This window comes from Runella sp. (assembly GCF_027484545.1).
In the GTDB taxonomy this organism is placed as follows: domain Bacteria; phylum Bacteroidota; class Bacteroidia; order Cytophagales; family Spirosomataceae; genus Runella.
In genome coordinates this window covers 1-22,807 of sequence record NZ_JAIXST010000124.1, presented here as the reverse complement: position 1 = coordinate 22,807, position 22,807 = coordinate 1, and the positions used below count along the sequence as shown (strand labels likewise).

The 22,807-nt window shown below is 43.8% G+C and carries 19 protein-coding genes; 8 read left to right on the top strand and 11 right to left on the bottom strand.

The annotated features are described in order from the left end of the window. Positions 1 to 178: 178 nt before the first annotated feature. Positions 179 to 3,505 (top strand): VPS10 domain-containing protein, encoded by a 3,327-nt coding sequence (locus tag Q0081_RS10635; protein WP_298352567.1) that lies wholly within the window; start codon positions 179 to 181, stop codon positions 3,503 to 3,505. A 175-nt stretch (positions 3,506 to 3,680) separates the two neighbouring features. Next, complete coding sequence (locus Q0081_RS10630) at positions 3,681 to 5,249, top strand: glycoside hydrolase family 10 protein (RefSeq protein WP_298352565.1); 1,569 nt, start codon at positions 3,681 to 3,683, stop codon at positions 5,247 to 5,249. A gap of 28 nt (positions 5,250 to 5,277) precedes the next feature. Here Q0081_RS10630 and Q0081_RS10625 read toward each other — a convergent pair whose 3' ends face one another. Beyond that, positions 5,278 to 6,177 (bottom strand): S-adenosyl-l-methionine hydroxide adenosyltransferase family protein, encoded by a 900-nt coding sequence (locus Q0081_RS10625; protein ID WP_298352563.1) that lies wholly within the window; start codon positions 6,175 to 6,177, stop codon positions 5,278 to 5,280. A gap of 351 nt (positions 6,178 to 6,528) precedes the next feature. Here Q0081_RS10625 and serS point away from each other — a divergent pair, with 351 nt between their 5' ends. Beyond that, complete coding sequence (gene serS, locus Q0081_RS10620) at positions 6,529 to 7,815, top strand: serine--tRNA ligase (RefSeq protein WP_298352561.1); 1,287 nt, start codon at positions 6,529 to 6,531, stop codon at positions 7,813 to 7,815. Positions 7,816 to 7,895: 80 nt separating this feature from the next. On the opposite strand, the gene Q0081_RS10615 is transcribed toward serS, so the two are convergent. The 3 genes from Q0081_RS10615 to Q0081_RS10605 form a co-directional block, all read right to left on the bottom strand. Then, positions 7,896 to 8,825 (bottom strand): glycoside hydrolase family 43 protein, encoded by a 930-nt coding sequence (locus tag Q0081_RS10615; protein WP_298352560.1) that lies wholly within the window; start codon positions 8,823 to 8,825, stop codon positions 7,896 to 7,898. Between the two features lie 67 nt (positions 8,826 to 8,892). Beyond that, positions 8,893 to 9,339 (bottom strand): DMT family transporter, encoded by a 447-nt coding sequence (locus Q0081_RS10610; RefSeq protein WP_298352558.1) that lies wholly within the window; start codon positions 9,337 to 9,339, stop codon positions 8,893 to 8,895. A gap of 61 nt (positions 9,340 to 9,400) precedes the next feature. After that, a complete protein-coding gene (locus tag Q0081_RS10605; protein WP_298352555.1) occupies positions 9,401 to 10,648 on the bottom strand; it encodes an ABC transporter permease in 1,248 nt (415 codons plus the stop codon). A gap of 202 nt (positions 10,649 to 10,850) precedes the next feature. Here Q0081_RS10605 and Q0081_RS10600 point away from each other — a divergent pair, with 202 nt between their 5' ends. Genes Q0081_RS10600 through Q0081_RS10590 form a run of 3 tightly spaced genes read left to right on the top strand, consistent with a single transcriptional unit; the run spans position 10,851 to position 13,868 of the window. After that, complete coding sequence (locus Q0081_RS10600) at positions 10,851 to 11,639, top strand: PASTA domain-containing protein (protein WP_298352553.1); 789 nt, start codon at positions 10,851 to 10,853, stop codon at positions 11,637 to 11,639. Further along, positions 11,632 to 13,557: a T9SS type A sorting domain-containing protein gene (locus tag Q0081_RS10595; RefSeq protein ID WP_298352550.1), complete on the top strand. Its 1,926-nt coding sequence runs from the start codon at positions 11,632 to 11,634 to the stop codon at positions 13,555 to 13,557. Before Q0081_RS10600 ends, Q0081_RS10595 begins: the two co-directional genes overlap by 8 nt. A 14-nt stretch (positions 13,558 to 13,571) precedes the next feature. Then, complete coding sequence (locus Q0081_RS10590; protein ID WP_298352548.1) at positions 13,572 to 13,868, top strand: rhodanese-like domain-containing protein; 297 nt, start codon at positions 13,572 to 13,574, stop codon at positions 13,866 to 13,868. 91 nt (positions 13,869 to 13,959) lie between these two features. On the opposite strand, the gene frr is transcribed toward Q0081_RS10590, so the two are convergent. The 5 genes from frr to Q0081_RS10565 all read right to left on the bottom strand — a co-directional run bounded on the left by frr (position 13,960) and on the right by Q0081_RS10565 (position 18,175). Next, a complete protein-coding gene (frr, locus tag Q0081_RS10585; RefSeq protein WP_298352545.1) occupies positions 13,960 to 14,520 on the bottom strand; it encodes a ribosome recycling factor in 561 nt (186 codons plus the stop codon). Between the two features lie 69 nt (positions 14,521 to 14,589). Continuing rightward, the gene (pyrH, locus tag Q0081_RS10580; RefSeq protein WP_298352542.1) at positions 14,590 to 15,312 is read right to left on the bottom strand and encodes a UMP kinase; all 723 of its coding nucleotides are present in this window, start codon (positions 15,310 to 15,312) and stop codon (positions 14,590 to 14,592) included. Between the two features lie 26 nt (positions 15,313 to 15,338). Further along, entirely contained in the window at positions 15,339 to 15,839 is a 501-nt protein-coding gene (locus tag Q0081_RS10575; RefSeq protein ID WP_298352539.1) for a biotin/lipoyl-containing protein, read from the bottom strand. A gap of 40 nt (positions 15,840 to 15,879) precedes the next feature. After that, positions 15,880 to 16,782, bottom strand: coding sequence for a DMT family transporter (locus Q0081_RS10570; protein WP_310586491.1), 903 nt, complete (start codon positions 16,780 to 16,782; stop codon positions 15,880 to 15,882). Positions 16,783 to 16,888: 106 nt separating this feature from the next. Continuing rightward, positions 16,889 to 18,175 (bottom strand): acetylxylan esterase, encoded by a 1,287-nt coding sequence (locus tag Q0081_RS10565; RefSeq protein WP_298352535.1) that lies wholly within the window; start codon positions 18,173 to 18,175, stop codon positions 16,889 to 16,891. A gap of 141 nt (positions 18,176 to 18,316) precedes the next feature. Here Q0081_RS10565 and Q0081_RS10560 point away from each other — a divergent pair, with 141 nt between their 5' ends. After that, on the top strand, positions 18,317 to 21,532 hold the full coding sequence (locus Q0081_RS10560; RefSeq protein ID WP_298352569.1) for a S41 family peptidase: 3,216 nt from the start codon (positions 18,317 to 18,319) through the stop codon (positions 21,530 to 21,532). Between the two features lie 29 nt (positions 21,533 to 21,561). Here the strand turns inward: Q0081_RS10560 and Q0081_RS10555 are convergent, their stop codons facing one another. Both Q0081_RS10555 and Q0081_RS10550 read right to left on the bottom strand, forming a co-directional pair. Then, positions 21,562 to 21,729, bottom strand: a complete 168-nt coding sequence (locus Q0081_RS10555; RefSeq protein WP_298352532.1) for a hypothetical protein — start codon at positions 21,727 to 21,729, stop codon at positions 21,562 to 21,564. 96 nt (positions 21,730 to 21,825) lie between these two features. Next, positions 21,826 to 22,350 carry a helix-turn-helix transcriptional regulator gene (locus Q0081_RS10550; RefSeq protein WP_298352529.1) on the bottom strand — a complete coding sequence of 175 codons (525 nt, stop codon included), beginning with the start codon at positions 22,348 to 22,350 and terminating at the stop codon, positions 21,826 to 21,828. A gap of 100 nt (positions 22,351 to 22,450) precedes the next feature. On the opposite strand from Q0081_RS10550, the gene Q0081_RS10545 reads away from it, so the two are divergent. Beyond that, positions 22,451 to 22,660, top strand: a complete 210-nt coding sequence (locus tag Q0081_RS10545) for a hypothetical protein (RefSeq protein WP_298352526.1) — start codon at positions 22,451 to 22,453, stop codon at positions 22,658 to 22,660. Positions 22,661 to 22,807 lie beyond the last annotated feature (147 nt).

Genomic DNA, 22,807 nt, shown 5'->3' with positions numbered 1-22,807 from the left:
TCGCCTTCCACTAAAACAGTTTCGCCTATATCAGTTGTGATTTCAATTTTTACTTTTGCCATAATTGTGATTTTGAAAACAAAAATAACAGGACAAAAGGGTTAACACACAAAATATTGCAGCGGGAACTATTTCTTAATAATTTGCACAAAAAATTAACATTTCAACTCCTTTTCTTATGCCAATTCTCTCCCTTAAAAAGCTATTTGTCGTCTTTTTGTCTGTTATTTATCTGTTTCCAACGTGGAGCCAGAAGAAAAAAGACGCAAAAACCATTATTGCTGCCAAAGAAGAGTCGAAAAGTGACCCATTCAATTCGGGTACTTTCAGTGGCTTAAAACTGCGCAGCATCGGTCCCGCCGTAACCTCCGGCCGTGTGGTTGATTTGGCCGTCAATCCTCGTAATCACAGCGAATATTATGTTGCAGTGGCGGCGGGCGGTGTTTGGAAAACTACCAATCACGGAGTCACTTACGAGCCTGTGTTTGATGGAGAAGGTTCTTATTCTATCGGTTGCGTGACCATTGACCCTTCCAACACTAATGCTGTTTGGGTAGGCTCGGGTGAAAATAATAACCAACGGGCTGCTAACTACGGCGACGGGGTCTATAAATCGGAAGACGGCGGCAAATCCTGGAAAAATATGGGACTTAAAACCTCCGAACATATTGGCCGTATTGTGATAGATCCCACCAATTCGGACGTCGTTTATGTGGCTGCTTATGGTCCGCTCTGGTCGTCGGGTGGAGAGCGGGGAATCTACAAAACGACTGATGGTGGCAAAACCTGGAAAGCTGTTTTAACGGTGAGTGAACACACCGGTTTCAACGAAATTCACATGGACCCGCGCAATTCCAACGTGCTGTATGCCACGGCGCACCAACGTCAACGTAAGGTATTTACCTACATCAGCGGTGGCCCAGAATCAGCTATTTATAAAAGCACTGACAGCGGAGCAACGTGGAATAAACTTACTCGCGGCCTGCCAAGCGGCGATGTAGGTCGTATCGGAATGGCAATATCTCCCGTCAATCCAGATATAGTGTATGCGGTCATTGAAGCAACCGAGCAAAACGGTGGCGTGTTTCGCTCTACCGACCGTGGTGCGAGTTGGAATAAAATGGGTAGCTATTCCACTTCGGGAAATTATTACCAGGAACTATTCTGCGACCCCAAAAATGCCGACAAAATCTACATTACCGATACTTATTTTATGATGTCGGAAGATGGAGGTAAGACCATGAAACGATTGGGTGAAATGCATAAACACGTTGACAATCATGTGATTTGGCTTAACCCCAATAATACTGACCAATTACTGGTAGGTTGCGACGGAGGGTTGTATGAGAGCTATGATGGAGGTAAATTATGGCACTTTAAAGAAAACCTTCCCGTAACTCAATTTTACAAAGTTACTACTGACAATGCGTTTCCATTTTACAATGTATTGGGCGGAACGCAGGATAATTTCAGTCTGGCAGGGCCTTCACGTACCACAAGTGCCAATGGTATTGTCAATGAAAACTGGATAGTTACGCAGGGAGGCGATGGGTTTGAATCGCAGGTGGACCCGCAAGACCCCCAAATTATCTATGCCCAATCACAGTACGGAGGCTTGGGGCGTTTTGATAAAAAAACGGGGGAGAGTGTAGATATTCGCCCTGTTGAATTGGAAGGAGAGCCTGCATATCGTTGGAACTGGGATGCTCCCTTGGCAATTTCCCAACACAAACCCACTCGATTGTATTTTGCTGCCAATAAAGTATTCAGAACGGACGACCGCGGCAATACCTGGAAAGTCATAAGTCCCGATTTGAGTCGGCAGATTGACCGTAACAAACTCCCCGTCATGGGAAAAGTATGGAGTATGGATGCGATTTCCAAAAACAGTTCAACCGACATTTACGGAAACATTACGACTGTTTCAGAATCGAAATTGGATGAAACTCTCCTGTACGCAGGCACTGATGACGGTCTTATTCACATTACCGCCGACGGAGGTCAAAACTGGACAAAAATTGATGTCAACGGCATTGCAGGCGCCCCGGAACGTACCTACGTAAACCAAATTTTGGCTTCTCAACATGATAAAAATGTGGTATACGCCACTTTCAATCATCACCGCTATGGTGATTTCAAGCCTTATTTTTATAAAAGTACAGATCAGGGAAAAACGTGGACCGCACTGCAAAATAACCTTCCTGAGCGCGGCACGGTTTATACTGTGGCAGAAGACCATCTAAATGCCAACTTAATTTTTGTCGGAACGGAGTTTGGCTTATTTTTCAGTATTGACGGCGGCCAAAAATGGATACAATTAAAAGCTGGACTCCCCACGATTGCAGTGCGTGATTTGGACATCCAAAAACGCGAAAATGACCTTGTTTTAGCCACTTTCGGACGTGGTTTTTACATTTTAGATGACTATACTCCTCTTCAAAACCTTAAAAAAGAAGATTTGTCCAAAGACGCGTTCATCACTGCCATAAAAGATGCTTGGCAGTTTTTGCCTTCACAGCCGTTGGGGTTGAGGGGGAAAGGATTTCAGGGGGAAAGCTACTTTTCAACGCCTAATCCGACCGTTGGTTCTGTGTTTACTTATTATCTCAAAGACGACATTAAGACCCTAAAGGAAAAACGAAAAGAGCGTGAAAAAGCATTAATGGAAAAAAATCAATCCGTTTTCTATCCGTCGATTGATTCGCTCCGTTTGGAGGAAACTCAACCTGCTCCTTATTTACTTTTTACCATTACAGATGAAAGCGGCAATACGGTTCGTCGCCTTAAAGCTCCTGCAAAGAAAGGCTTACAGCGCATCACGTGGGATTTTCGCTACGATGCTCCTGATCCGGTCAATTTCAATGAGCCTGATCCAATGAATTTTTTCTCCGGTCCCGACCTCGGAGCCATGGCCTTTGCGGGAAATTATAAAGTGTCGCTTAGTAAATTTGAAGATGGTCTATTTACTGAACTTGTCACCGCACAGCCGTTTAAGGTAGTTTCTTTAAATACTGCTACCCTGCCTGTTACCGATAAAAAAGCGTTGGAAGCTTTCACTCAAAAAGCGGCATCGCTTGTTCGTGCTTTGGGAGGTGCCCAGGGAGTATATGGAGAATTGAATAATAAAATGCGCTTTTTGAAGGCCGCTTGGCAAAGTACGCCAAAAGCTTCGGCGGAGCTGCAAACCCAACTTCTCAGCATTGAAAAGCAATTAACGGCTCTCAGTAACGCTCTCTACGGTGACCGTACTTTGGAGCGACGTGAGTTTGAAACGTTGCCTTCCATCAGTGAGCGCGTAGGTCGTATTCAAGGAAACCTCGTCAGTACGTCGGCTGCTCCAACGCAAACCATGCTTACCTCTTACCAAACGGCAGCGAAACAGTTTACCGCACTTCTGACCGACCTTCGTAAAACCCAAAATGACATCATAGCGCTGGAAATGGCTCTTCAAAGTGCGGGAGCACCTTATACGCCGGGGCGTTTTCCTAACTGGAAAGAGAATTGATTTTTGAACTCACGTTTGACCTCCTGAAAGATTAACCTCAATATTTCAGGAGGTCAAGGCAACTACTAAGGGTTTCGTACTTCATAACGATTATCTATCTGAAAGTTATTACTTTTGCATAGATAGCATCGTCATTTTGCCCGTAGCAAGGCTCTAACTTTAATTCAATCGCTTCGTGAAAAAAAACCTCGCTTGGCTCTGTCTGCTGCTTTTTTTAGTGTTAGAAGGTTGCAAAACTTCCAAAAAACCACGAACCACTCCCCGCGATTTCGGCCCTATGGGTATGAAGCGTGAAATGCGTGCTGTTTGGATTGCAACCGTAGATAACATTGATTGGCCCAGTCGCAAAAACCTTCCTCCCGAACAACAACGGGAGGAGTTTGTGCGATTGTTGGAAGCGCATAAGCGTACGGGTATCAACGCTGTATTTGTGCAGGTCAGGGCTGCGGCTGATGCTTTTTACGCCAAAAGCGGCGAGCCTTGGTCAGAATGGCTGACGGGTAAACAGGGGAAAGCGCCGGAGCCGTTTTATGACCCTATGGAGTTTATGATTGAAGAATGTCATCATCGGGGAATGGAATTTCACGCGTGGCTCAACCTCAATCGCGTAGCTCACAAAGCGAGTAAGAGTATCAGCAATGAAAACATCAGTCGTAAACATCCGGAGTGGGTTTTTGAATACGATGGGTATAAGCTTTTTAATTTTGGCCTTCCCGAGGTGCGCGATTATATCACTGAAGTAACGGCCAACATTGTCAAGAACTACGACGTGGACGGGATTCACTTCGATGATTATTTTTACCCATACACAGCCACGGGGCAAACCCTTAAAGACCAAGCCGCTTTTCAGGAGTATGGAGGCCGATTCAGGGACAAAGACGATTGGCGTCGCGACAACGTAGACAAACTTATCAAACAAATCAGCGATGCCATCACCGCTGAAAAGTCGTACGTAAAGTTTGGAGTAAGCCCTTTTGGCGTGTGGCGAAACCGAAAAGAGGACCCGAGCGGCTCGGCCACCGAAGCCGGGCAAACTTCCTACGACAATCTCTATGCCGATACCAAAAAATGGATGAAGGCAGGATGGATAGATTACATGGTTCCGCAGATTTATTTCTCTACTAAATTTGATAAAATTCCCTTTAAAGTTCTCACTTCCTGGTGGTTGCAACACACCTATGGGCGTCATTTGTACATTGGACAAGGTGCCTATAAGGTAGGCTCCCAAGAGAGAGACAAAGCATGGGCCAATGCTTCCGAATTTTCAAACCAGATGCGATTCATTCGCCTGAATCCTGAAATTACGGGGAGTGTATTTTTTAGTTCTAAATCTTTAATTAATAACAAATTGGGACACGCAGACTCGCTCCGTACTAATTTTTACAAAGAGCCCGCTTTCCCGCCTACCATGCCTTGGAAAGACCGTGTGCCTCCTCGCTCTCCTCAAAACTTACAAGTGAATGACACCCGTGACGGGGTAGATTTGCGCTGGTCGATTCCCGAAACAGCTCGCGATGGCGACAAACCCCATTACTATGCGGTTTACCGTTACACAGATGGAGAAGAGCCGCGACTGCTCGCTGCCTGTTACGAAGGTCAAACCCGTGCCCTAGACCGTACAGCTGTCCGCAATCGACGTTATACGTATGCCATTACAGCGCTTGACCGGCTACACAACGAGAGCGAAGCTGTACTTGCTACTGTCATGGTGAGGTCATCTATTCGAGCTTCAAAAAAACAATGAATTTGGAAGGTTTTTAATTTTCAAATTCTCACTTTTCTACTTTAACTTTCCAACCTGGACCGCTTTTAACGCCATATTTCGTTGAAAAATCTCCCATATTGATGGCAAACGAGAAGTTCATCAGGCTATTCAGATAGCTCATAATTTGTCCTTCGGGAACTTCACCAAAGGTGTTGGCAAATGGCATTTCGCCCTGAAACACTTGTTTATCGTTTTCCCACACCGTTATTTTTACTTTTTGCCCGGCTGTGATGTTTAACTTTTTGAATAGATCGGCAGAAATGTTGGTCCATACATTGCCGTACTGCACATCCAAAATTGGGATGTTTCCCACAATTGCATTGCCTTCAAGCACCGCTTTTTGAAACGGAATTTTAATCACTTCATTAGGCAGATGTTTTCCGACTTGTGTCAACGTAATTACTCCCGCTGCTAATCGTGCGGCTGTATAAGCATACACATCGCGCCCGTGAAAAGTATAGGAAGACTGGGAGTTTTTGCGGCGATTGACAGCTTCGTCAATTTCGTGAATTTCCTGAATGCCCAACGACTCAGTAATCAGCGTAAAGCTGCCGTTGTCAGGCCCCACAAAGAAATGCCCGCTTTTGGTTTTGAGAACAACTGATTTGCGTTCGGTACCCACACCTGGGTCTACTACCGATACAAATACGGTGCCTTGAGGCCAATAGAGAGCGGTTTGCTCCAATCGATAAGCCGCTTCCCAAATGTTATAAGCAGGGATTTCGTGGGTCAAATCAAAAAGACGAAGTGCTGGATTGACACCCATAGCTACGCCTTTCATGGCCGATACGGCGCCGTCTTTCAACCCAAAATCAGTTTGAAAAACGACGATTTTATTTTGAGAAAGCAGATGAAACGGAAGCAGGGAAAGGAGGAAAAAAGAGGTGATTGTTTTAATTAGTTTCATAAGTCAAGTAGTTGAAAAGGCAAATAAAACGTAAATGAATATGGATTAAAGGTAATTTAAGGATGAAACTTGATTTGGGTGTAAATGTTTGATAATGAAATTGTTAATAGTTGTTTTGGGATTTTTTATACTTAGTTGAGTTCTAATAATTTTCATGTCATTTTAAGATTAAGTAAAGGGTTAGATAGCCTTACAAAAGGGCTGTTGGGTTCAAAAATAATCTACTTTCCTTAACAATGGCTATATTTGTTGGCGTATTAACCATTTAGGTTACAGTCCCTTTAAAATTGATACTCTTTTAATTTGAGGCTTCAGACGGGGAGATAGATATAGATTATTAACTATTGAATAATGTTACAATTAAATTTCATCCGCGAAAACCGCGAACTGACTATTGCAGGATTAGAACGCAAATATTTTAAAGGTGCTGCTGAAGCGGTAGACACATTATTGGGACTGGACAAGCAGCGCCGCGATACGCAAAGCGAATTGGACGCCACTTTGGCACAATCCAACACACTGGCTAAGCAAATCGGGCAGTTGATGAAAGAGGCAAGAAGCCGGGCCGCCGCTGCGGAAGAAGCCGAAGCGGCTAAAGCCCAAACTTCTACGCTGAAATTACGCTCTAAATCATTGGAAGAAAGCTTAAAAGAAGTAGAAGCACAACTTCAGTCAACATTGGTTTTACTCCCTAATTTACCTCATGAAAGCGTGCCCGAAGGCCGTACGCCCGAAGAAAATGTGGAAATATATGCGTGGGGTGAAAAACCAAGCCTTCCGGAAGGTTCTAAACCTCACTGGGAGTTGATTGAGCAATACGACATTATTGATTTTAAATTGGGTACTAAAATCACGGGAGCAGGATTTCCCGTTTATAAGGGCAAAGGAGCGCGTTTGCAGCGAGCCATGATTCAGTTTTTCTTAGACCAAGCCGTAGAAGCTGGGTATCTGGAAATTCAGCCACCTATTCTTATCAATGCCGAATCAGGTTTTGGAACGGGACAATTGCCAGATAAAGAAGGACAAATGTACCACGCTACTGCCGACGATTTGTACTTGATTCCAACGGCGGAGGTGCCCATTACAAACCTTTACCGGGATGTTATTGTCGCCGAGAATGATTTGCCCATTAAAAACGTGGGCTACACACCCTGTTTCCGTCGGGAAGCGGGGAGTTGGGGCGCGCACGTGCGTGGGTTAAACCGTTTACATCAGTTTGACAAAGTTGAAATCGTACAAGTGCGTAAGGCCGAAGAATCCTACGGGGCCCTCGATGAAATGGCTGAACACGTAAAAGGATTGCTCCAAAAACTGGAATTGCCGTTCCGAATTATTCGTCTTTGTGGCGGAGACATGGGCTTTACTTCTGCCTTGACGTTTGATTTTGAAGTATGGTCAGCAGCGCAGGCCCGTTGGTTGGAGTGCAGTTCTGTATCAAATTTTGAAGCTTATCAAGCCAATCGTCTGAAACTTCGTTATAAAACGGAAGGGAAAACACAATTACTCCATACGCTTAATGGTTCAGCGTTGGCATTGCCCCGTATTTTGGCAGCTTTGCTCGAAAATAACCAAACTCCCGAAGGAATTCACATTCCGAAGGCATTGGTGCCGTATTGCGGATTTGAAGTGATTAAATAAATAGCTGGAACGCTGATTTTTAAGATTGTTATGATTAACCTGTTTTATCATAATCATCATAAAAATCAGCGTTCTATTTGTTAAAGCTTTTTCAGCAATTCCACCACCGACGGTAAAACCTTAAACGCCGTTCCGTGTCGTATTCCTTCGGGAAACTTTACCCGGTCGGATACATCCTCCCACGTTTTGAGGTCTTTGGAGCGTACCGCTCCGTATTTGTGTTCGGTGTATTTGTCAAAATAAATGTATACATAATCGCCGACTTCCAAAGCGGTTGGCCCTTCAGCCCAATAATTTCCCGTGATAGGTGCTGAGACTTGGGTAGGATACGGGCCCAACGCGCTCTTGGCTTGGGTAACCCGAATATTTTTTTCTGCTGGCTTGGGATTTTCGTTTTTTACAAATAAGTAATAATCCGTTCCCTTCTCAAAAATCGTTGCATCAATTACGCTGAAATCAGGGTTGAAGAACATTTTTGTTTCGCTGAATGTCTTGAAATCGGGCGTAGTGACGTAATACATACGGTGATTTAATCCTTTTTCCCGCTCCGAATCAGCTACGTCGGAGTGCCTTCCCGGAATGGTGGTTGCCCAAAAAATCAGAAATAACTTAGTTTTTTGGTCGTAAGAGATTTCAGGTGCCCAACTGTTTTTAGCCGTGGGTTCGTGTTCCATGACGGGAATGGCCTTTTGTTCCGACCAATTTATCAGGTCTTTAGAAGAGGCATACCCAATGATTTTGTCTTTCCAACCGCTGGTCCATACCATGTGAAAGATGCCGTTTTTATCTTGATAGACACACGGGTCACGCATGAGTTTGTCTTTTCCTACGGCAGGTTGCAAAAACGATTTGCCTCCTTTGAGTGTCTGCCACGTCAGGCCGTCATTGCTGTAGGCAAAGTGCAATCCATCTTCGCCGTTACCGACAAAATAGGAGAAAAGATAGACTTCTTTCTGAGCTGTTGCTGAGAAAGCGAATAGAAGGAACAGACCCAAAAACCTGATTTTCATTGCTTATAACTTTAACTGAGATTTTATTCTACAAAAGGGTATCTATCATTTGCCTGAACTCTACTTTCTAATTTTTAAGCACCAATACAACGCCTCCAATGATAAGACTGATTCCCAAGACTCGCCAAATGTTGATTGTATGCACCGTAAAACCAACCCATCCGAAATGGTCAATCAAAACACCGGCAACTAACTGTCCCGCAATAATAAGGCACAGCAAATTGGCAGGCCCAATTTCTTTAACAATAAGAATAACCGTAAGGACATAAAATGCCCCGCAAGCTCCGCCTAACCATTTCCACCAACTGATGCTTTTGAATGTTTCGAGACTGGGAACAGACTCTTTATTAAAGAAAATGTAGCAGATTAACAGTAAACACAAACCTGTGGCAAACGAAATGATGGAAGATAAGATGGGGTTTTGCGTAGCAACTCGCAACTGAGAATTAACGCCCGATTGAAACGTATTGGTAACGCCAATCAAAAACGCCAAAAGTAGAAAAAAGTAATACATGGGAAGTCATTCAGGATGATGCCTACAAACTTCCCAAAAATTCAGCGGAATAAAAAACGACTTATTTGGATCGAATTGCTTCTACCGGATCTAACCTTGACGCTCCAAAAGCAGGGATAATACCCGCTACCACTCCGATGATACTGGATACGCTGAGTCCTAAGAGAATATTTTTTGTGGAAAGCACAATGTCGAGGCTTCCGAGTTGGATGAAAGATAATAAATAGACCAGCCCAATTCCTACTAGTCCGCCAATCAAACTTAAAAATATAGCTTCAAATAGAAATTGAAAAAGAATAAAATAGTTTTTAGCCCCGAGTGATTTTTGAATTCCGATCAGATTGGTGCGCTCTTTGACCGAAACAAACATGATATTGGCAATGCCGAAGCCGCCCACCAAAATAGAGAAACTCCCGATGACCCAACCTGCCAGAGTAATGATACCGAACAAGCCCGAAATCGCTTTGGTCGCGGCTTCGGGACGATTGATGGAAAAGTTGGTGTCTTGCGTAGGTTTCAAACCGCGTTTGGTACGGAGTAAGCCGGTAATTTCTGCTTCCAATTCTACCAAACCAGCATCTTCCGGTTGTCCTTTTGCTACAATGGTTACGGAGCTTCCGTAGCGATTTTGAAATGATTTGGCAAAAGTCAGAAACGGCATTATAACTTTGGTGTCAGGATTACCCGCAATGTCAAATAATCCTTTACCTTTCTTTTTTTGAATACCTACAATTGTGTAGTTTAAGCCTTTAACTTTAAAAGTTTTACCTATTGGGTCCTGGTCGGTCGGAAAAAGTGTTTCAGCAATATCTGCTCCAACAATAGCTACGCTTCGACCGGCGTCTATCTCTTGAGGCATAAAATACCTGCCTTTTTCTATTTCTATATCAGATACCTTATTATAATCGTAAGTGATTCCCTGAACTAGTGCGTCCATGCTATTATTGCCATTCTTGGCAGTCAAACCACCTTTAAAACCCTGCGCTACCACCGCTTCGGCTCCCTCCATTCGTTCGGCCAAAAATTTATAGTCACTGTAAGAAGTTTCCGGCCATTGAAAATACTTCCACCATTGAAAATCACCCCCAAAAACCCAGGGCCATTTTTGTACATAAACTACATCGGTACCAATGGAATCTAAACTCTGACGAATATTTTTCTCTAATGAATCTACAATCGTAAAAACGCCGATAATGGCAAAAATACCGACCGTAACTCCCAACAAAGAAAGTGTAGTACGCAAAATGTTGGAACGAAGTGCCTGCCATGCAAAACGCAGGCTTTCGAAGGTTTGGCGAAAAAAATTCATAGCCGTTAGTGATTAAGTAGTTACGCAATTTGTGTACTACCAACAAAATTCCACTTACAAATTCTAATTAGCAAACATTTTACACGAGTGGTAATCCCACAGTTTAATTGGTTTGTCATAAAATAGCCCCTGTTTTACAACCAATTCAGAAATTTAGATTTTCTTTGCATAAAACTACTCATAGTCAGCACTGTATTATTGTATGAAAATCAGTACCAACTCGCGCACAGACCTCATTGTTCATATTAGCCTCGTTGTTGCATTAGTTGTGGCATTATTTTTGGGATTCTTTTTTTTGTATTTACCTTTTACAACCAATCACGGACAAAGTATCACCGTACCGGACCTAAAAGGAATGAGTCTTGAGCAAATTGAAGATTATTTGGACGATCGTAACCTGCGTTACGAAATTGCAGATTGTACTTTTGTGGTAGGAGAAAAACCGTTGAGTGTCATTAGGCAGAGTCCTAAATCGGGGATGCGAGTAAAGGAAGGACGTAAAATCTATGTGTACATTACGTCAATGAATGCCCCGAATGTGAAGATGCCTCAATTGGTGGATCGGACTAAACGCAGTGCAGAAGCAGAACTGGCAAGACTGGGCTTACGATTGGGAACCATCAAATATGTTCCGGACCTAGCTCAGAATTCCGTCATGGAGCAATTCTTTAACGGACAAAAAATTCTGCCGGGAACACTCATTCCACAAGGCTCAAAGATTGATTTAGAAGTAGGTGACGGTATCGGAAATACGGAATTCGATGTTCCTGACGTTGTAGGTAAAACGCTTGATGAAGCTGAGTTTGTGCTGAGAGGCTCTAACCTTAAACGCGGACTCATTATGCCTGTAGATGACCCAAGTAAAGCCCCAGGAACAATTGTCAGACAAAACCCAGAAGCAGGGGCCGGCAATAAGATTCGCGTGGGCGATGTGGTAGATTTGTGGGTAGTCGGGCAGCCTGATACGCAACCGCAACAACAGAATGAATAATTTTAGAAGATTTAGTAGTAAAGTACCGGATGCTGTAATTCGGAAGTCAGAAGGGAGTGATTGGAGGTTACTATTTGCCTTTTTGCTTGTCTTTGCAGTTGTTTTTACCTTGCCTGTCTACGCGCAGTTTGTCGGTTTTCCCATTGGTCCCACACAGCCAACTTTACCGTCTGCCAATGCTCGTAACTCGGCGGTTACATTGCCTTTTTTTGATGATTTTTCACTTTCTTCCAGCGGAAGGCTTGACCCTTCGCTTTGGAAGGCAGGAGGTGGAGCGTACGTAAGCAATACGATTACCATTAATCACCCAACACTTAATGTAGTGACTTTTGACGGGTCAGATGTTGTTGGACGTCCTTATAACTTCGTTACGCAAAGTGCCCAGGGTCCTGCCGATACGCTCACTTCTCAACCAGTTGATCTGTCGGGACTTGCGGCGGTTGATTCGGTTTATTTTAGCTTTTATTGGCAATTACGCGGTTTGGGAGAGTTTCCGGATGCTGACGATTCATTGCGGGTACAGTTTCTGACCGATAAAGGCGTTTGGCAAACCGTTTGGAAACAGGCAGGAGGCAAACAGGACAACAACTTCAATTATGCGCAACTCATAGTGCGTGACCCTTCTTACTTTTATGCCAGTTTTCAGTTCCGCTTTCAGGGTTTCAGCCGCCTGTCGGGGCAATTTGATATGTGGCATGTTGATTATGTTTATCTCAATAAAGGACGTCGTACTGCTGACCGATTTGTACGGGATGTTGCCTTTAGGCTTCCCGTAAGTTCGTTTTTAAAGCGATATACCGCGATGCCTCTTAAACAGTATTTAGCCAACCCGACCGCCGAAACGGCTGATTCAGTAACAACGGATATTCGTAATCTTTTCAACGTTTTCAACTTTACCACTTTCTCTTATACCCTGCGTGATGAAATAAGTGGACGTACTTTTCAAAATTTTCAGCAAAGTTCATCGGAATTGATCTCTTCGCTGAGCCCGCAACTGAAAAGCCTCAAACCGACTGTAATTAGCGGAATAGATACCTCCAAAGTTAAGAAGTTGTCGTTGGTAAGTCATTTTCAAATTTTAACTACCGACAACGTTAACCCTTCGATTCCCGGCGTTGATTTACGCCGAAACGACAGTATTTCAGGAAAAACGGTTTTGGACGATTACTACGCTTACGATGACGGAACGGCAGAGACGGCAGTGTATTTTAATCGCTCTTTGAGTCGCACGGCTGTTCGATATTTCCTGAACGCGCCCGATTTTGTTTCGGGAGTACGGATGAATATTGTCTCTACTTTAAAGGATTTGACGGGGCAGTCTATGACACTACAGGTGTGGAGCAATGCAAATGGGAAGCCGCAATCGCTGCTTTATCAAAAAGCATTTAAAGTGCAGTATCCGGTCAATCGAAACGAATTTGTGGAATTTCCCTTTGACTTTGGCGTGGCCGTTCGTGATACTTTTTACATAGGTTGGCTGCAAATAGGGCAGGATGGTGTACCGGTAGGACTTGATCGCAACAATCAACACGAAAATCAGATTTTTATCAATGCGGGTCAAGAGTGGGTTCCATATACCAATTTCAAAAATGACCCCAATTTGGCGTATTTTCAGGGAAGTTTACTGGTTCGCCCTGTTATGGGTGCTAAACAAGGAACTCCGATCACCTCGGTGGAACCTGAGCAAGTACTTGATTGGGAGGTATATCCAAATCCTTCAAACGGACAGGTTCGTTGGCATACCGACGAAATTCGACAGGTGGAAGTATATCAACTCAATGGAGTTTTGCTAAAACAGCAATCGGTGCAACCTTCGGAAAATACGCTGGATTTGTCGGGTTTTGCCGACGGCTTGTATTTTTTAAGACTATCGAATGAAAAGAAAACGGTTACGAAGAAAATTTTGTTGAGAAAATAAACCCCAATTATACAATGGACATTACGGTAGAAGAATTAAAACAGCGCATTGAAAGCGGTGAGAAAATCAACCTCATCGACGTACGCGAGGACTACGAATACGACGCCGATAACATAGGCGGTCAGCTTATTCCCCTGGGAGATCTTCCTCATCGTTTGGGGGAAATTGAGCACCTGAAAGAGGAAGAAATTCTGGTGCATTGCCGTTCGGGAAAACGCAGCGAAACGGCTCAAAGATATATGCAAAGCCAAGGTTTTACCAATGTTCGTAACGTCATTGGCGGGCTTTTGGCCTATAATGAATTGGATTGATTTGGTATTGAGTAGAGAGTATTAAGTAGTTGGTACTGAGACAAAAAACCTTATTACTCAATACCTATTACTTAATACTCAATACCAAGGATTACACTGACATTATATCGTGCTCTTTGGCAGCAAAAATTTGGTCTACTTTGGTAATAAAACCGTGGGTTAATTTCTGAACGCGCTCTTCACCGATTTTTACTTCATCTTCCGAAACGCCTTCTTTGGTCAATTTACGAATATCGCTATTGGTGTTTTGACGGATATTCCGAATGTTTACCTTCGCAGTTTCGATTTCCTGCTTTACCCGTTTTACCAAATCCCGACGGCGTTCTTCGGTAAGCATTGGGATGCTCAAACGGATATTCTCACCATCGTTATTGGGTGATAATCCAATGTTACTATTACGAATCGCTTTTTCCACTTCCCCAATCATTTTTTTCTCAAACGGCTTAATCGTAATGGTTCTGGCATCGGGCGTTGTAATGGAAGCCACATTATTCAATGGAGAGAGGACTCCATAATATTCCACTTGAATTCCGTCCAACATAGACGGAGAGGCTTTTCCCGCGCGGATTTTTGCTAATTCGATGGTCAGGTGCTTTATTGCCCTATCCATCGTGTCTTTGGCGTCTTCGAGATAAAATTCGACTTCTTCCATTGTTAATTTGTTAATTATGAGATAGTTGGGTGTTATATCCCTTTTTTAGTTTGATATAGTCAAATGATTCTATCCGTTTGTTACTAAGGTTCCCACCGATTCGCCGTTGATGAGGCGCAGCAGGTTGCCCGGTTTGTTCATGTCAAAAACGATAATCGGCAAATTGTTTTCCTTACAAAGCGCAAAAGCCGTTAAGTCCATGATTTTCAGGTTTTTACTCAGGGCTTCATCGTACGAAATTTTCTCGTAACGGGTTGCGGTTGGGTCTTTTTCGGGGTCGGCAGTGTAGATTCCATCCACGCGGGTTCCTTTCAAAACGGCATCGGCATTGATTTCAATGGCCCGAAGTGCGCCGGCTGAATCGGTCGTAAAGTAGGGGTTTCCCGTACCTGCTCCGAAAATAACAATACGCCCTTTTTCCAAGTGCCGCACTGCCCGGCGACGAATCATCGGCTCGGCCACCTGTTCCATTTTGATGGCAGAAAGCAGACGGGTTACCATGCCGTATTTTTCTAATGAACTTTGGATGGCCATGCTGTTGATGACCGTAGCCAACATCCCCATGTGGTCCCCCTGTACTCGGTCAATGCCTGATTTCTCAACCGAGGCCCCACGAAATATATTGCCTCCACCAATGACAACTGCGACTTGTACACCCGCATCTACGATTGTTTTTACTTCTTTGGCAAACTGCTGAAGAATATCAAAATCAATCACTTGCTTTTTGTCAGGGCCACTCAGAGCTTCGCCGCTAAGTTTAAGAAGAATACGTTTATATTTAGGTTGAGACATTTGAAATTTAGGTTGATTAAAAAAAACTATTCAAATTCAATAAGTATCTGATTCTTATCGACGCTGTCTCCCTGGTTGACTTTGATGTTTTTTACAACCCCATCGCCCGGTGATTTAAGCGCATTTTCCATTTTCATAGCTACCAATACCAGTACTACATCCCCGGCTTTTACGACTTCGCCTGCCTGTACTTTTATGTCCCAAATCAATCCCGGCATGGGAGCTTTGATATTATTGACTTTATTTTTAGCAGTATTGGCCATTCCCATTTTTTCCAACAATAGGTCAAAACGATCTTTCGCTGCTAAATTGTAACTACTTTGGTTGATTTTTACTTTAAAACTCTTTTCGGCATAGTTGGCTTCAACGATTTCGGCATTGTACGAACGGTCGTTTTGTAAAATATGAAAGCGGCCATCGCCCAGAGCGACTAAATCCCACTGAAAAGGCTGGCCGTTCAGAAGCGTCTCGCCTTGGTTTGTGTCAATATCGAATGTTTGTTGTTCGTTGATGATTACTTTTAACATAACAGTACAATTTATTAATTAAAAGGAAAGGTAATGCGTATTAACTTTTGGCGATGCGAAGCCTTTCCCGGCGATTGACCAGATAAATGCCCGTCAAAATGATGCCCATGCCAAGGTACTGCTGAAAGCTGATGCGTTCTCCATCAAAAATTCCCCAACTGATAGCCACTATGGGAATCAAATAGGTCACTGAAGAAGCAAACAACCCCGATGCCAATTGGACAATCCGATTGAACATGACTGATGCTAAACCGGAGCCTATAACGCCCAAGGCTAACAAAAACAGGCTGGATTGCATATTCTCAGTCGAAGTGATTTTTGGAAAGAAATCGGTATTTAATAATAACACAAACGAAATGGGGCCAATAAAGGCAAACGTCCAAGCGGTCATAGCCAACGAGGGCAAATGACTCAAATGACGCGAAATGGTATTGATATTGATGCCGTACAATACAGTAGCACTCAAAATCAGAAAGGCGTAAGGATCAGCTACGTTCAAAGAACTTGCTCCTTTGGAAAAAATCAGGAAGGATGAACCCAACAGTCCTAAAAGAATTCCCGCAATTTGTAACGGACGACGCGGTTGCGCGAAAAACAGGACGCCAATAATCAGCGTACACAAAGGACTGAGGGAATTGAGCATTCCGGACAGAGAACTGTTAAGTTTTGTACCTGCCTTGGCAAACAAAAACGCAGGAATGACGTACCCTGTCAGAGCAGATACCAATAGATACCGAAAGCGGTCAAGGGGAATTTGACGGCGCGATGCAATCATAATGGGAACAAAAAACAACGAAGCCAAAAACAGTCGCCCCGCCGCAACTTCCGTCACATTGAATGTGAGGAGGCTTTTCTTAATTAAAATGAACGATGTTCCCCACGTAAGGGCTACCAGAAGCAATAAAATCCACGCTAATAAGGGACTTTTTGAAGAATCGTTCACGTCTGAAATGATTAGTGTTATCACCAACGGCAAAAATTGTATCGTCAGTTTACGAACTGTATTTTCTGACGGTAAATGTTTTTTTGCCGCTGCAAAAATAGTGGGTTTATTTGATTTCAAAGTGCTTATCGGCAAAGTTCATGTATTGTTCCCAATCGTACAGCAGAATATCATGTACCCCTTCTCGAAGGTGATACCCAATTGTTTGCCCGACAGGATGGTTAGCCATTGGCATGGTATCAGTCCCTAATCCTGTTTTTTTATACAATTGATAGACTTTTTCTGCTTCTACGGCGCTCAAAAATTCCCCTTTCGGGTCAGCCCACGTATCTTTGGTCGCACTGGCTATATACAGTGGGCGAGGCGCTATCAAGCCAAGCAATTCATGTTGGTCGACGGGCAAATCGGCTACGGCGTTGTTATATTTTTTATAATTGGCACAAAACCAGTGCGGAAATTGGGTATTGAGATGCTCAACCGTTTCGCCAATCCACCGCCGTGATAATGCCGCACCTCCTTCGCCTGAATCGTTGGAAATGACGATGGCAAAACGCGGGTCTTCGGCACCTGCCCACAACGTTGCTTTTCCGATGCGTGAGTGCCCTACGGCAATGAGTTTTTGCTTGTCAATTTGAGACTCATTTTGAAGTAAATAATCCGCCATGCGGCTCATGCTCCACGCCCACACACCGATGGCGCTCCATTTTTCGCGTTGTTCAGGCGTCAGGACTGAGCGCAGACCTGTTTTCCACCCTTCGGTATGGTCGGCTTCAAGGTCGCCGTAGTAGGCGGTAGCGACCGCGTAGCCACGCGCGATGATGGCTTCCATAGGCCATCTCCGTTCGGCAATACCGCGAGAAGCATCCGTTGCCCGATTGTTTACGAAGGTTTTATCGAAGCCGGAGTTTACCCAGTTTTCAGTGACAAATACGTCTTTTTCGTGCGTAGCGGTATGATTACCCATAAAATTAAGGCTGACAAAAACGGGCGCTTTCTGCTTGTTTTTAGGTAGATATAGCAAAATATTTAATGTCAATGTCGGTGAGATTTCAGGAAATCGAAGCGTAATCTGTTTGGAAACAGCCTTGCCGCCTAACGCATTTTCGTTAACAGACTTGACCTCAGAGGTAATTTTAATTGGTCCGGGAAATGGATTGATCCCGTAGACATTTTCCGCAAACAGTTTTACTACCGCAGGTCGCCCCGTTTTTTCCCACGCTTCTTTTGATTTGATAGGCTTGCCGTTGGGCAGCACCAGCGGGTCAGGCAATGTATACGACGGCATTTTTGATTCGTCATAATTGACGGGAATTTTTTGTGCTAACGCATTGAACGCAATCATCCCACCTAACATAGTGTGAATTACGACCTTACTTGTGGATAACTTGTGCATAAGTGTTTGCTTTTGGGTATAACATTTTGCTTCTTACTCTGAAAGCCCGGTTTTGCAGGATTCTATTGTTTTTAGGTAACTTTGGGAAAGTTTTAATACTTCATCAACCACTTTCTAATCCAAACCAGTATCGTGAAGAAAATTACTAAATTCCTGCTCTCTTTTTCACTCCTTTATTTATTTACGCACGCACTTAGTGCCCAAACTCCCCCTAAGTGGCTGCGCTACCCGAGCATTTCACCCGACGGAAAAACCATTGTCTTTACCTACAAAGGTGACCTTTGGAAAGTGCCTGCCTCCGGCGGAAGCGCTGTTCCGTTGACGTTGCACGAAGCGCACGATTTTATGCCCGTCTGGTCGCACGACAGCAAGACGATTGCTTTTGCTTCCGATCGTTTTGGCAACTTCGATATTTTCAGTATTCCGGTTGAAGGCGGAGAAGCCAAACGGCTTACTTTTTATTCCAACAACGAATACCCGTACGACTTTACGCCCGACAATCAACGCGTTATTTTTGGTGGGGTTCGCATGGATGTTGCCTCTAACCGACAGTATCCCACCGGTTCACAACCCGAATTGTACAGTATCGCCACCAAAGGCGGCCGTATACAGCAAGTATTCAGTACTCCTGCGGAAGATGTCAGGTACAATCGTGACGGCAGCAAACTGGTGTATCACGACAAAAAAGGAGGCGAAAATGCCTGGCGCAAACACCACACCTCTTCCATTACCCGCGATATTTGGGTATATGACACCAAAATCCAAAAACATACCAAACTAACCACCTTTGCCGGTGAAGACAGAAATCCCGTTTTTGCCGAAGGCGACAAAAGTCTTTATTACCTGAGTGAAGCCAACGGTTCTTTCAACATCCACAAACTTGCGTTGGACGCACCCGCCCAACCTCAAGCGGTAACGTCTTTCAAAAAGCACCCGGTTCGGTTCCTGAGCATGGCTACCGACGGTACGCTTTGCTTCAGTTATGACGGGGAAATTTACACGCTTAAAACGGGCGCGCAGCCTCAAAAAGTTATTATCAATATTGCTGCCGATTCTCGCGCCAACAATGAACGCGTAATGGCGGTCAGCGGTGGTGTACGCGACATGGCTGTATCGCCCAACGGCAAAGAAGTGGCGTATATTTTCCGAGGAGAAGTGTTTGTAAGTTCGGTAGAAGGCGGTCTTACCAAGCGCATTACTAATACGCCCGAGCAGGAACGCAACGTCAGTTTTTCCCCCGACGGCAAAGCACTGTTGTATTCCTCCGAGCGCGGTAATAGCTGGAAAATCTACGAAACACGCATCAACCGAAAAGAAGAACCTTATTTCTACGCTTCTACGGTATTGAAAGAAACGGCACTGATTACCAACGACAATGAAAATTACCAACCTTCATATTCTCCTGATGGCAAAGAAGTAGCGTTTATTGAAAATCGGGCAACGCTCAAAATTCTAAATATCGTCACGAAACAAACGCGTATTATTTTGACCGACAAAGAGTTATTTTCTTGGGGCGACAATGACCAATATTTCCAATGGAGTCCTGACGGAAAATGGTTTTTGTTTGATTACAACATTCCGAACGTACGCGAGGGCGAAATAGGCCTTATCTCAACGGACGGCAAAGGCAAGGTAACCAACCTAACCGAAAGCGGCTTTGAAGACGGGCGTGCTAAATGGGTCTTGGGCGGAAAAGCCATGCTGTGGTTCAGCAATCGTGAAGGGTTGAAAAGCCTGTCGCAAAGCGGGAATACGCAAATGGATGCCTATGCGTTGTTTCTGACCCAAGCCGCTTATGACAAGTTTAAACTGACCAAAGAAGAAGCGGCTCTCGCCAAAGAAATAGACGAGAAAAACGCCAAATCGGATACCACCAGAAAAAAAGACGCGAAGAAAGACACTACGGTCGTGATTGAAATGGAAGGCTTGGAGCTTCGTAAAGCCAAGTTGACGATTCACTCTTCCAACATTTCGGATGCGCTTATCAACAAAGACGGCGATATGCTGTACTATTTGACGCGTTTTGAAAAAGGCTATAATCTGTGGAGTACCAACCTCCGTACCAAAGAAACCAAACAGCTCACTACCCTCAACGCCAACGGCGGCGGCAATATGGTATGGGACAAAGAGCAGAAAAATATCTTCCTGAACGCTGACGGACGAATCTCTAAAATCGATGCAGCTTCGGGCAAGCAGGAAAGCATCAGCACGGGCGGAGATATGAATCTGGACGTAGCGGCCGAGCGCGCCTTTATGTTTGAGCACGTATGGCGGCGCACGAAAAAAACATTTTATACCGCCACTTTTCACGGGGTTGATTGGAACAGCTACAAGCCTGATTACCAAAGTTATTTGCCACACATTGGTAACAACTATGAGTTTGCCGAAATGATGGGTGAATTGTTGGGCGAATTGAACATCTCGCATACGGGTGCTACGTACAATGCACCTTCGGCCAACGGTGATGCCACGGCCTCATTGGGGGTATTTTACGATTGGAATTACACCGGCCCGGGCGTACGCGTGGAAGAGGTCATCAAAGACGGTCCAACCGATAAAGCAGGTTTGAACATTAAAACGGGTACTGTTATCGAAGCCATTGACGGCGAAATTCTCACGGCGGACCGTGATTTGGCCCAATACCTTAACCGCAAAACGGGTAAAAACGTATTGCTCACCTTATTGGAGGGAACAGCGCGTCGCGAAGTCGTCGTCAAACCTATTTCGACCGGGGAAGAAAATCAGTTATTGTACAAACGTTGGGTGCGTCGCAATCAGGAGGAAGTAGCAACCTTGAGCAAAGGCGCTTTGGGCTATATCCACATTCCGGGTATGGCCGATGGCCCTTTCCGCGTTACGTACGATGAGGTGATGGGGAAATACGCGACCAAAAAAGGAATCGTGATTGATACGCGTTTCAACAGCGGCGGCGATTTGGTTTCTGATTTGATGACCTTCTTTTCGGGAAAAACCTACATGTACAATTCGACCGATAATCGTGTCATTTACTCCGAGCCCAGTTATCGTTGGAGCCGCCCCAGTATTTCGCTTGCCAACGAAGCCAACTATTCCGACGGCCATTGCTACGCCTACATGACGCAGGCCACCAAACTTAACAAACTCGTAGGACAACCCGTACCGGGCACCTGTACATTTGCGGCTTGGGAAGTGCTGCAGGACCCAAGCATTCGTTGGGGTGTACCGCCCGTAGGTGTCAAAACCATGGCGGGAACGTATCTGGAAAACGCCCAAACCGAACCCGATATCAAGGTTTGGAACGACTATGAAGTTATCATCAAAGGCAAAGACCAGCAATTGGAACGTGCCGTGGAAGAGTTGATGAAAGAAGTAAAGTAAGATTTTTAAAGCTTTGAGAGATAGAAAAGTTATTGAGCAGAGGTACGTTCTTGTGCCTCTGCTTTTTTATTTTTTTCCAATGCTTCATACACCAAACTCAAATCAGCGTTTTTGAGATACGCATTCGCCGCCTGTACTTTTTCTTCAACAACTTGGTTGCCCGTTTTCCGAGGTGCAGAGGCTTGTTTAGTTTTCATTTGAAGTTAATCCTCCGAAGATTTTACTTGGTAAACCTGTCAAGCAACAAGGGAGATGTTAACAAAATAAACCATAATCAATTGGTGTAGATTTGATTATTGAGAAACCTCTGACACAGGAACCTGTTTTGGAAAATTGGCATTTTTGAGGGTTTCAATGGTAGTTTCCTGCGCTCTTATGGCACTTTCATAGGCTTTTATGGTTGTTTCCTGCATCTGAATAATGCTTTTAAGCTGATTTACTTCTTTTTTTAAGTCGTCTACTTCCTGTCCCTGCTTTTGTACTATGTTCCCTCGCTCTTGTTCTTCGGAAAGTAATGGTGATTTTTTATAGGTACCTTTTTTTAGTGCCTCACTTGAGTATAATTCAATGTTCAGATTCTCCTTTTTTTCTAAATCTAATTCACATATAATCTCTACTGTTATCTGAAAATATTTGACAATTTTCAATAAAACATCAATCTTAGGAGCAATTCCCCGTTCATAGGAAGTTATATTGTCCCTATTCAGATCGACTATTTTAGCTAATTCTTCTTGATTTAAGCCTGCTTTTAGCCGTAAGAATTTAAGATTCTTAGAAAGTAGATGTTTGTATGAATATTTTTCATAATTTATTTGCATATCTGAATATATTTCACTTATTTTGTCCCGTGGTAAACAATTAACAGACAAAATAACCAAAAAACAAGTAAAAAAGTCTAACCTTAAAAATATTACAAAAATGACATTTGTAAAATTACCAGTAAGTGATACGATTATCAACCTTGACCGAATCGCATTTATCACGGATATTATGAACATTAATGCTCACAATAAACATCTTGAGCCTAAACTTCGCTATGAGGTAATTTTCTTCAATCATAACGCAATGGGAACAAAAAATATTTATATAAAGGAAGAAGATTATCAGTTGTTACGACTCAGGTTTTGAGTCAAATTAGATAAATTGCATAAAAAGGTTCCCGCTGTAATACTTTGTGTGTTAACCCTTTTGTCCTGTTATTTTTGTTTTCAAAATCACAATTATGGCAAAAGTAAAAATTGAAATCACAACTGATATAGGCGAAACTGTTTTAGT

What these genes read in the sequence shown, in the direction of transcription:
- frr (WP_298352545.1), bottom strand. Translation starts at nt 14,520, where the DNA reads ATGGAAGAAGTCGAATTTTATCTCGAAGACGCCAAAGACACGATGGAT.
- Q0081_RS10615 (WP_298352560.1), bottom strand. Translation starts at nt 8,825, where the DNA reads ATGAAAATCAGGTTTTTGGGTCTGTTCCTTCTATTCGCTTTCTCAGCA.
- Q0081_RS10635 (WP_298352567.1), top strand. Translation starts at nt 179, where the DNA reads ATGCCAATTCTCTCCCTTAAAAAGCTATTTGTCGTCTTTTTGTCTGTT.
- Q0081_RS10590 (WP_298352548.1), top strand. Translation starts at nt 13,572, where the DNA reads ATGGACATTACGGTAGAAGAATTAAAACAGCGCATTGAAAGCGGTGAG.
- Q0081_RS10595 (WP_298352550.1), top strand. Translation starts at nt 11,632, where the DNA reads ATGAATAATTTTAGAAGATTTAGTAGTAAAGTACCGGATGCTGTAATT.
- Q0081_RS10575 (WP_298352539.1), bottom strand. Translation starts at nt 15,839, where the DNA reads ATGTTAAAAGTAATCATCAACGAACAACAAACATTCGATATTGACACA.
- Q0081_RS10565 (WP_298352535.1), bottom strand. Translation starts at nt 18,175, where the DNA reads ATGCACAAGTTATCCACAAGTAAGGTCGTAATTCACACTATGTTAGGT.
- Q0081_RS10625 (WP_298352563.1), bottom strand. Translation starts at nt 6,177, where the DNA reads ATGAAACTAATTAAAACAATCACCTCTTTTTTCCTCCTTTCCCTGCTT.
- pyrH (WP_298352542.1), bottom strand. Translation starts at nt 15,312, where the DNA reads ATGTCTCAACCTAAATATAAACGTATTCTTCTTAAACTTAGCGGCGAA.
- Q0081_RS10600 (WP_298352553.1), top strand. Translation starts at nt 10,851, where the DNA reads ATGAAAATCAGTACCAACTCGCGCACAGACCTCATTGTTCATATTAGC.
- Q0081_RS10545 (WP_298352526.1), top strand. Translation starts at nt 22,451, where the DNA reads ATGACATTTGTAAAATTACCAGTAAGTGATACGATTATCAACCTTGAC.
- Q0081_RS10550 (WP_298352529.1), bottom strand. Translation starts at nt 22,350, where the DNA reads ATGCAAATAAATTATGAAAAATATTCATACAAACATCTACTTTCTAAG.
- Q0081_RS10605 (WP_298352555.1), bottom strand. Translation starts at nt 10,648, where the DNA reads ATGAATTTTTTTCGCCAAACCTTCGAAAGCCTGCGTTTTGCATGGCAG.
- Q0081_RS10610 (WP_298352558.1), bottom strand. Translation starts at nt 9,339, where the DNA reads ATGTATTACTTTTTTCTACTTTTGGCGTTTTTGATTGGCGTTACCAAT.
- Q0081_RS10555 (WP_298352532.1), bottom strand. Translation starts at nt 21,729, where the DNA reads ATGAAAACTAAACAAGCCTCTGCACCTCGGAAAACGGGCAACCAAGTT.
- serS (WP_298352561.1), top strand. Translation starts at nt 6,529, where the DNA reads ATGTTACAATTAAATTTCATCCGCGAAAACCGCGAACTGACTATTGCA.